Origin of the sequence: Polynucleobacter sp. 30F-ANTBAC (assembly GCF_018882385.1) — a bacterium.
In the GTDB taxonomy this organism is placed as follows: Bacteria; Pseudomonadota; Gammaproteobacteria; order Burkholderiales; family Burkholderiaceae; genus Polynucleobacter.
This window is the reverse complement of record NZ_JACVON010000002.1, coordinates 748607-757701: the sequence shown is the minus strand read 5'-3', so window position 1 is coordinate 757701 and position 9095 is coordinate 748607. Positions and strand designations below refer to the sequence as shown.

8 protein-coding genes and 1 tRNA gene are annotated in these 9095 nt (G+C 42.6%); 4 read left to right on the top strand and 5 right to left on the bottom strand.

The window, feature by feature from the left end; genetic code table 11:
• Window positions 1–3: 3 nt before the first annotated feature.
• Window positions 4–834 carry an efflux RND transporter periplasmic adaptor subunit gene (locus ICN28_RS09350; protein ID WP_216288147.1) on the bottom strand — a complete coding sequence of 277 codons (831 nt, stop codon included), beginning with the start codon at window positions 832–834 and terminating at the stop codon, window positions 4–6.
• 20 nt (window positions 835–854) lie between these two features.
• Complete coding sequence (locus tag ICN28_RS09345; RefSeq protein WP_216288146.1) at window positions 855–2534, bottom strand: TolC family protein; 1680 nt, start codon at window positions 2532–2534, stop codon at window positions 855–857.
• 389 nt (window positions 2535–2923) lie between these two features.
• Here ICN28_RS09345 and ICN28_RS09340 point away from each other — a divergent pair, with 389 nt between their 5' ends.
• From ICN28_RS09340 to ICN28_RS09330, 3 genes are all read left to right on the top strand, one after another.
• Window positions 2924–4342, top strand: a complete 1419-nt coding sequence (locus ICN28_RS09340; protein WP_216288144.1) for a sensor histidine kinase — start codon at window positions 2924–2926, stop codon at window positions 4340–4342.
• Window positions 4343–4657: 315 nt separating this feature from the next.
• Window positions 4658–4999 carry a helix-turn-helix transcriptional regulator gene (locus ICN28_RS09335; RefSeq protein ID WP_216288142.1) on the top strand — a complete coding sequence of 114 codons (342 nt, stop codon included), beginning with the start codon at window positions 4658–4660 and terminating at the stop codon, window positions 4997–4999.
• The gene (locus ICN28_RS09330) at window positions 4999–6306 is read left to right on the top strand and encodes a type II toxin-antitoxin system HipA family toxin (RefSeq protein ID WP_216288141.1); all 1308 of its coding nucleotides are present in this window, start codon (window positions 4999–5001) and stop codon (window positions 6304–6306) included. The genes ICN28_RS09335 and ICN28_RS09330 overlap by 1 nt, the downstream gene beginning before the upstream one ends.
• Before the next feature lie 107 nt (window positions 6307–6413).
• Here ICN28_RS09330 and ICN28_RS09325 read toward each other — a convergent pair.
• Both ICN28_RS09325 and ICN28_RS09320 read right to left on the bottom strand, forming a co-directional pair.
• Window positions 6414–6506: transfer RNA gene (locus ICN28_RS09325), tRNA-Ser, on the bottom strand.
• A 44-nt stretch (window positions 6507–6550) separates the two neighbouring features.
• A complete protein-coding gene (locus tag ICN28_RS09320; RefSeq protein WP_216288140.1) occupies window positions 6551–7801 on the bottom strand; it encodes an aspartate kinase in 1251 nt (416 codons plus the stop codon).
• Between the two features lie 351 nt (window positions 7802–8152).
• On the opposite strand from ICN28_RS09320, the gene ICN28_RS09315 reads away from it, so the two are divergent.
• Entirely contained in the window at window positions 8153–8467 is a 315-nt protein-coding gene (locus ICN28_RS09315) for a DNA-binding transcriptional regulator (RefSeq protein ID WP_216288139.1), read from the top strand.
• 67 nt (window positions 8468–8534) lie between these two features.
• Here ICN28_RS09315 and ICN28_RS09310 read toward each other — a convergent pair whose 3' ends face one another.
• Window positions 8535–8894 carry a type II toxin-antitoxin system HigA family antitoxin gene (locus ICN28_RS09310; protein ID WP_216288138.1) on the bottom strand — a complete coding sequence of 120 codons (360 nt, stop codon included), beginning with the start codon at window positions 8892–8894 and terminating at the stop codon, window positions 8535–8537.
• Window positions 8895–9095 lie beyond the last annotated feature (201 nt).

Sequence of the window (9095 nt, the reverse complement as noted above, 5' to 3'; positions counted from 1 at the left end):
TTATCAAGGAGCTGTCTTGGGTGGTTGGATAATGAGCACACCGCTCATACCAGGACTAAGTTCTGGAAAATTACCATCAATCACTGCTGCTGCCTTAAATGTTTGACTAACGGGATCTATTTTTCCGTTAATACGAGTTACTCTGGCTGGATACTCTTTTCCAGTCTCATCTAATTTAATTTTGAATGCGTAGTTCACAATCAACCATGAAGCCCATTTGGAAGGCACAATGAATTCCAACTCCATCGCACTGTTATCCAAGATATCTAACAAAGGTTGACTCACTTGCACAAACTGTTGAGAACGTACTTTTTGCTCAACCACCGCACCGTTGTATGGCGCCAATATGCGACAACGTGCCACAACAGAGGAAAGCTCGTCGTTTTCAGCTTTGGCTTTTTGAAACTCTGAAAAAGAGTTTTCTAATGCAACACGTCCAACCGACCCCAAATCAAAGAGTTCTTTATTGGTTAAATAGTTGCGCTCTGCTATCGATAAAATAGCTTTGCTTTTTTGGTATTGGGCTTGCTGTGTTGAACACTCAAAGATAACCAAGGCCTGCCCTTTTTTGAAGGACTGCCCTTCTTTAAAAGGAAGATCTTGAACACGCGCTGGGATCTCAGCTGCAATCGTGGTGTAGTTCACTGCACTGAGCTGTGCGAGCACATCTTGCGGCGCATCTTTGTTAACCAGATCAGAATTAGCAACAACACCAACCGCCTGAGCTGGTGTTTCCAGCTCATCTTCGCCATGCCAAGGACGCCACTCAAAAATGAGCAGCAACACAAGACCAATAATGGCGTAAGGTATGAGGCGTTTAGGCTCGGATGTCATTAAAAAATCGTCTTAAAACATCACAAACCATTGCTGGTTTTTTTATTGCTTTCCTCGCTGAGATCTAGCGCTTCTAGCTGCTGATCCGCAGGGATCTCTTTGAGAGTAATCATTGGAATAGTTGCAGACTGATCAATTCCTGGTGCATGATCGGTCGGCGCAAAATTATCAGTCGCAAATAAATCAGGTGGCAAAGCTGGAAGTACACCGGTATTCCAGCTATTGAACAAATCTTTAACTTTAGTCGTCATATCCTCAAGGCTGATCTCATCAACGCTATCAAAGTGAGGCTCCAAACCTGTGGTTGCTTGCATCTTTCCGCTAGCGGCAAATAGCTGTGACAAGGCTTGGTAGTTACGCAATTTGCTAACAATGCTAGAAGCATCCGCTGCTACTTTTTCTGCATCACTGGCTGCACCTGCTTTGAATTTGTAAGCAGTGATTTTGGCTAAACGAGAATCCACCTCGTTGATACCCGCGGAACGCTTGTAGAGCTTATAGCTGTTGCTAAGCTGGAGCTTGGATAGGTACACCTGGCTAACCACGGCCATTTGCATCATCATGCGTTTTTGCTCAGCCAAACTTTCATTTTGCTCTGCTAATTTAATGGCATCTGGCGCCAATAAAATATTCCAAAGGTTATAGCTAATGTTAGCGGCACCCTCTACCCAGTTCTTGTTGATGTAGTAACTGTTATTCGATGTTTGTGGGCCCACGTTAAAAGTTAAACCTGGAAATAACCTTAGCAAAGATTTGCGAGTTTCTTCATGCGCAATACGCGTGTTGTAGATACTCTCTTTAAGATCGGCGTTCGCAATCAAAGCACGTATCTCAAATTCTTGAATGGCAACATCGTTGAATGCATTCGGCACAGGCAAAGTGTCCGGATCTTCTAACAAGATCTTGGTGTTCGGTGGCAAGTTAATCAGTTGGAATAACTCAATCTTGGCCGTTGAAAGTTCTTGGTCAATGGTCTCCAGAATTTTGATGTTATCTAAGAGTGCTTTTTGATACTTAAGAGCATCTTCAGGCTCTTTTAAGCCTCTTCGAGTGGCTTCCAAGGAATTCTCAATAGCACGGTTGCCGCCATGAATGGTGGCACCAATGTCATCACTCAGTTTTTGGGCAGCAGAAGCACGTAAATAAGCGGATTGCACATCTTGTACCAAGATATGCATTGTGCGGCGGCGGCGCTCAGAGGCGACCACAATACGATCCGAATTCTGACGCGCATTAAAGTAACTCACACCAAAGTCCAACAAACTCCAACTCAAGTTCAAACCTGCTGTACCGTAGGTTCTATCAGAAGAAATGGAAGGTGGCGCAGTTGAAAGAGTGCCATCTTGAGAGTTAGTTGTCTTGGTAATAAATGAGTTATTACGGTAGTTATAGCCTGCGTTCGCAAGAACCTTGGGCATCATGTCCCACTTGGATAGGTCATAGGTCCCCATCGCGATCGCTTGCTCTAACATTTTTGAACGATGGTCCAGGTTGTATTTGAGTCCACGAGCAATCGCCTCATTCATGGTCAGCAACTCACCTAATGGCTGAACATCTTGCGTGGCTCGATTCCGATCTTTTTCTAAAGTAACGCGCTGTTCTTCAGGCGTCAGAAGTTTAGGCGCAATCGTGCAGCCGCTAAAAACTAGGCTGGCTGTTGCAATGGATAGAACGAATGTTAATTTTTTTAAATTTGGCATGAGCATTTTGCGTAACAAAGTTTTATCAAATCAAATATTAGAAAAGCCAATTCAATCAGGGATCTAGAATCCTGATTTTGGGGTTGGCATCCAACATTTTTTGACTCCCAAATAGTAATTGAGGGGGTGTTTGAATGGTATTCACTTTGAAGTGACTAGCTTTAGAGCTATTAGCTTTTCACGCGGCGTCTGATGCTCTATAAAACTCTTATTTTTCAATAATCTAGAGTTACATTGCCCTCTCTTCTCGTTACAATACAAAAGCATCCAGACTTAATAGATGGAATTTGCCTTCCATTAAGCAGCCCTGCTTTTTAAGAGGCAGTTAAAGAGGCTGTAAGTTGGGGTATTTTTGATAAATAAAAACTTTTTAAAGTAGTATTGAATTCATGCAATTTGCTAACGAAATCTTCTTTTTGGTGGTCGCCTTCATTCTTTGGGGGCTTTTTTTTGGATCTAAGTCTTTATTTAGACTAAGAAAAATCAATCAACCAGAGGCCTTTTGGTTGGCAGCACTGGCTTTTAATGCCTCTTCATTTACCTTTTTTGCCCTAGCTAGCTCCACCCACCTACTACTGGTTACATTAGGCAATACGCTTCTCATCGCCAACGTAGTTTATTTAGCTTTGTTTTGCCGGTCTTTAAGTGGACCGATTGATCAAGGGGTAAAAATTCTCGCAGGAGCAAGTGTTGTCCTTTTTGGTCTTGTATTCGAGTATCTCCGACATACCGGCACTTTTACAGAAAGAGTGACATTTGTAAGCACCATTGCCTGTGCGGGTCTTGCTTGGGAGCTGGTTGAACTCAAACGTTTAAGAAAAACCGAGTCCAATCAACTTAATTTCTTGTTTTTTACGATAGCTGCAGAATTAGCACTCACCTTTGCACGCTTGGGTATTTTGTATTTCAACAGCACACCTTCAACCATCAACCTGTATCAGGAAGCCCCTCTAAGTACCACCATACGATGGTCATGGGTCGGTGTTTCTATTCTGTCATACATAGCCGTCATTGGTTATTGGATGGAGAAGCTTAGCCTCGAGAATGCTCAAACCACCAAAGAAAACATAAAAATCACCGAACTTTTAAAAGAAAAAGAACAGCTGATCTATCGCTTAATGAAAGCCAATAAGACCTCTGCTACTGGCGCTCTATCGGCTTCTATTGCTCATGAATTAAATCAACCACTTGGGGCTTCCAATTTAAATATCCAATTGCTCAAAATGAAATTAGAGCAAGGTGCATTAAACAGGGATTTAGGAGCTGAAATCCTAGAGTCTTTAGAAGAAGATAATCGCCGCGCTGCAACGATTGTTAAATCCTTAAGATCGATCTTCCATGAAAATGACGCTAGTGCAGAAAATGTTCGCGCCGCCGAATTGGTGTCAAAAGTTCTTGATATCGTCAAACCCGAACTAAAGTTCAAAAATATTAATATTGAAGAAAAGATTAACGACCAACTCATGGTGAAAGTGAATGCCTCTGAAGTCGTTCAAGTTCTTTTAAATCTGATGAACAATGCCATTCAAGTACTTGATCAACTAGATAAACCAACGAAAGTTATTACTTTAGAAGTTAGTCATGACATCGATTTTGTTGAATTAAGCATCACAGACAATGGCAGTGGTGTGGCAAGAGAATACCAATCTCAACTCTTTGAACTGCTCAACACCACCAAGAAAACAGGCATGGGTCTTGGTCTTTGGTTATCAAGACATATTGTCACCAGACACCAGGGCTCTATTCATTATGAAGATGCTCCCGGTGGTGGAGCTAGATTTGTGATCCGATTGCCATTGGCTATTTAACCGTAGGCAATGCAAAGATCAGACCTGATCTAGGAGTCCATAAAGGGCTAAAACCACCCCCGAGTTATAGACAGAAGACTTCTCACTATTTAATAACCTGAATCGATACCACCCCAAAAATGCAGTATGTATTGGAAGCTGATTGCGGGCTTTATTGGTTGACCAGTCTCTAAATTTAGCACTTTTAACATTTAAATGATTTATAAATAGTGCTTTAATATAATTAAAGACTTATTTATGATTCATTTTTATTGACCAACGGCATCCAAACCTGTACAGTGCTACCTCATACTTAACGAAATGCATGAGGCAACTATGCGCGTAGATCAACAGCTGACCCTAGCATCCAAGCAACTTGGTCAATCCGCTGAAATAGCTGAATGCTTTGTTTCCTTGCGTCTAGCGCGTCATGTTCGTCAAGGGGAAGCTGCAGTTCGTGCAGGCCTATCTCGCGCAACTGCCCAACGAATTGAAAAAGGTGATCCTGGAGTTGCCATTGGGGCACTTCTTCGTTACCTAGATGCCATCGCTCCAGGCATGACTTTGTTAAAACTATTAAATGGCGATGATCCTGCAATCCTTGCCCTAGAGCGTCGCTCCCGTCCTCAACGTGTACGCGAACTTAGTAAAGCAGAGATGAAAGCGCTTGATTTCTGATGGCAAACACGACTAAAGATTTGTTTGTCTTTGCCAATCTTGATGGTGAATTTGTACCAGCAGGGCAACTTCAATTAGATGAAGAAGGCTCACGACTCATTGCATCCTCATTTGCCTATGGCTTACGTTATTTAGATAGAGCCAATGCTCAAGAAGTTGATCCAGTCGCTCTTAATCTAAAGAATAAAAGTGACATAAAAGGCAAGCGCCTCGTTCCACCAAACGGCCTAGAAGCCTTTGGTGGAGTTCGTGACGCAACGCCTGACTCATGGGGAAGACGAGTTATTGAAGCTAGACTTAAAGTTCCAGCGAATAGCCTTCCCGAGTCAACCTACCTTCTAGAAGCTGGCAGTGATCGAATTGGAGCTTTAGATATTCGATCGTCTTTAGATCAAGAGGAGCGCCCCGCATACGAGAGCATTCATAATCTGTCCTATGTTCTCGAGGGTGCACAGAAGATTGAGGCAGGCATGCCAGTATCTGAAGCGCTATCCAGAATCTTGATTGTAGGTAGCGGTCTTGGGGGTATGCGTCCAAAGGCAAGTGTGCGCGATGATGAAAATATTTTATGGATGGCCAAGTTCCCAGGCAATAGTGATGGATCGTTGGATGTGCCGGGTATTGAATACGCCACACTCAAACTTGCAGAATTAGCTGGTCTCAATGTAGCCGAAAATAAATTAGAACTAGTCGGCCATAAAAAGGTGTTGATGGTCAAACGCTTTGATCGCTCCTGGACTGCTTTAGCTCGTTCTGTAGAAATTCGTCATCATGTTGTTAGCGCCCTCACCCTCGTCGCTTGCCACGAATCAGAATCTAATACAAAAAGCTATATGGATATCGCGGATGCAATACGGAGATATTGCTTAATTCAAACAGTCAAATCGGATATTGAAGAGCTTTATGCACGCATGATCTTTAATCTGTTTGTCAGCAACGATGATGATCATCTTCGCAATCATGCATTTTTATGGAATCATGAGCTTAAGGGCTGGAGCCTAAGTCCACTTTATGATGTTGTGCCACATGCAATCATTGCAAGCGAGCGCTATCAACATCTAGGCGTTGGACCTCAAGGCAAGCTAGCCACTCTTGATAATGCTTTTGGCGCCAAAGAGCGCTTTGGTCTATCTGCACAGCAAGCAAGCTCTATTATCGATCGCGTATGGCGAGTAACTAGGCAGTGGAAAACGCACTTCGAAAATCTTGGAGTTGCTGCAGATCAAATCAAAGCGATCTCATTAGCTTTCAGGCACATTGATGACATTTGTAGCCCTGAATTAATCAAGACTCTAGCTAAATACTAACTTTAAGAATAACCATCAATTGAAATAGAAGTGGTTACAGGTTGATGGTATGAAGATTGGTACAAAAATAAAAAAAGGGCCATAAGCCCTTAATTTATTTAGCATGTTGGCGGAGACGAGAAGATTCGAACTTCCGATCCAGGTTTTGCCCAGATGCTCCCTTAGCAGGGGAGTGCCTTCGACCACTCGGCCACGTCTCCGTATCACTTCACTGAATTAAATCAGTGAAGACGATGATTTTAAATTACTTTTGGTCTAACTCAAATGCTTTATGCAAAGCACGGACTGCTAATTCCATGTATTTCTCGTCAATTAAGACAGAAATCTTGATTTCGCTCGTTGAGATCATCTGAATATTGATGCCCTCTTCCGATAATGTGCGGAACATTTTGCTAGCAATACCCACATGCGAACGCATACCAACACCCACAACAGATACTTTAGAGACCTTTGGGTCACCTAAAATTTCTTTTGCCTGGATGTGTGCTTGCACTTGATTCTTTAAAAGATCCAAGGCTTTTTGATAATCGCCACGCGGTACAGTGAAGGTAAAGTCAGTCTTACCATCCACAGATTGGTTTTGAATGATCATGTCCACATCAATATTGGCATCCGCAATCGGACCCAATATTTGATAAGCAATACCTGGTTTATCAGGCACACCTAAAACGGTGATCTTTGCTTCGTCGCGGGCGAAAGCAATACCCGAAATGACAGCAGCTTCCATAGTTTCTTCTTCCTCGAAAGTAATCAAAGTGCCCGAATTCATTTCTTGTTCGAGCGACATCAGTGGATCAGTTAATGATGACAGAACACGCGTCTTCACACGGTACTTGCCAGCGAACTCAACTGAACGAATTTGCAATACTTTTGAACCCAAGCTAGCCATTTCTAGCATTTCTTCAAAAGTGATTTTGTCCAAACGACGAGCATCTTCACAAACACGTGGATCGGTGGTGTAAACACCATCAACGTCCGTGTAAATAAGGCACTCATCCGCATCAAGCGCTGCCGCTACAGCAACAGCTGATGTGTCAGAACCGCCACGACCCAAGGTCGTGATATTGCCGTTCTCATCAACACCCTGGAAACCAGTAATAACTACTGCTTTGCCAGCATTGAGATCGGCCAAGACCTTCTTACCATCAATCCCCTGAATACGAGCTTTTGTGTAAGAAGAGTCCGTTTTGATAACCACTTGCCAGCCGGCATAACTCACCGCAGGAACACCTTGTGATTGCAGAGCCAAAGCCAACAAGCCAGAACTGACCTGCTCACCAGTCGACGCAATCTGATCCAACTCACGAGGATCTGGGTTGGCATTAATTTCTTTAGCAAGGCCGAGTAAGCGATTGGTTTCGCCAGACATCGCTGAAGGCACCACAACAACTTGGTGACCAGCTTTCATCCACTTAGCGACTCGCTTGGAAACGTTTTGTATGCGCTCCACTGAGCCCATCGACGTGCCACCATATTTATGAACAATTAGAGCCATGTGTAGGAAATATCGTAAAAATCGCACCCAAGAGGTGCGTAATCAAACAAAAGTGTGATTTTACACGTTTACGAGGAAGGTTTAATAAGTATTTGAGGATGTTGCTGTGTGAGGCTCAATCCATGACTGGCGTTTATTACTTCAAGATTACCCTTGGTATTTAAGCTGTCCCTAGCTCCCCAATTAAGCCAAACCATTTTTTTGACATTTAAATCGATAAGCATATTTTTGTCACTTCTATATACCCAGCAGGAAAACTCGTGTAATATATACGCAAGTTGCGTATACTAATTGGATGCACGCAACCTTTATAGAACTACCAATTTTCAGCAAGTATCGTAAAGAGTCCAGATGAAAAAACGTGAGTTATTTGCAGAACTATCAGAAGGCATGACAGCCCTAAAAAAAGAAAGGGATGGCAAGCTAACACTTAAAAAATATAAAGTCACATCCAAGCCTGCACCAGAGGTTACCGTTGATGAATTGACCTCACTTAGAGAAAAGCTTGGTCTTTCAAGACCCGTCTTTGCAGACTTTATTCGGACGAACCCAAGAACAGTGGAGAATTGGGAACAAGGTCGAGCCAAACCAAATGCACAAGCTGCTTTAATCATCAAACTGATTAGCAAGTATCCTCAAACATTCAAAATGCTTGCTAGCATCTAGCTTGATAGCCACTCAAGGACAATTCTTGGACCTTGATGGGTAAATCAGTCAGCACTGATGCCAATACCTACGAAGAAGGTTTAATAAGTATTTCTGCAGGGATCCCTAAACCCCTGTGTAAATTCCAGATCATTCGGAGCGTCAAAGGTCGCTTTTTGTTAAGAACCTCATAAACTCGATTTAACTGTCCGATCATTGGCTGCAGGTCTTTCGCCACCAAACCCATTTGCTCCATCCTAAAATGAATAGCTGCAACTGGATCCGGCAACTCAACAACGAGGGTTTTTCTCTCATAAGCCTCAACTAAAGTAACCAAAACATCCAATCGATCTCCCTCAAGAGTACCCTTCTTTGCAAGCATGAGACCCTCGATTTCTCTGAGAGTTGCCTTGTAATCTTTTTTAGTTTTAATGGGTCTAATGTTCATTTTTTCTTAAATAAGTTGTGCATTGATCGTGTCATAAGTTTGATGAGTTCCTATAAAGCGAATATAGACAACTTGATAGCTGGGATTTAACCAAAACTTTTTAATCGTAGCTAAAGCAATTATTCTCATGTAGTTTAGTCCCAAAATGGGACTATTGAAAAGTTAATGTGAATTAAATTTTCAATGCCATGCCCGTTCACC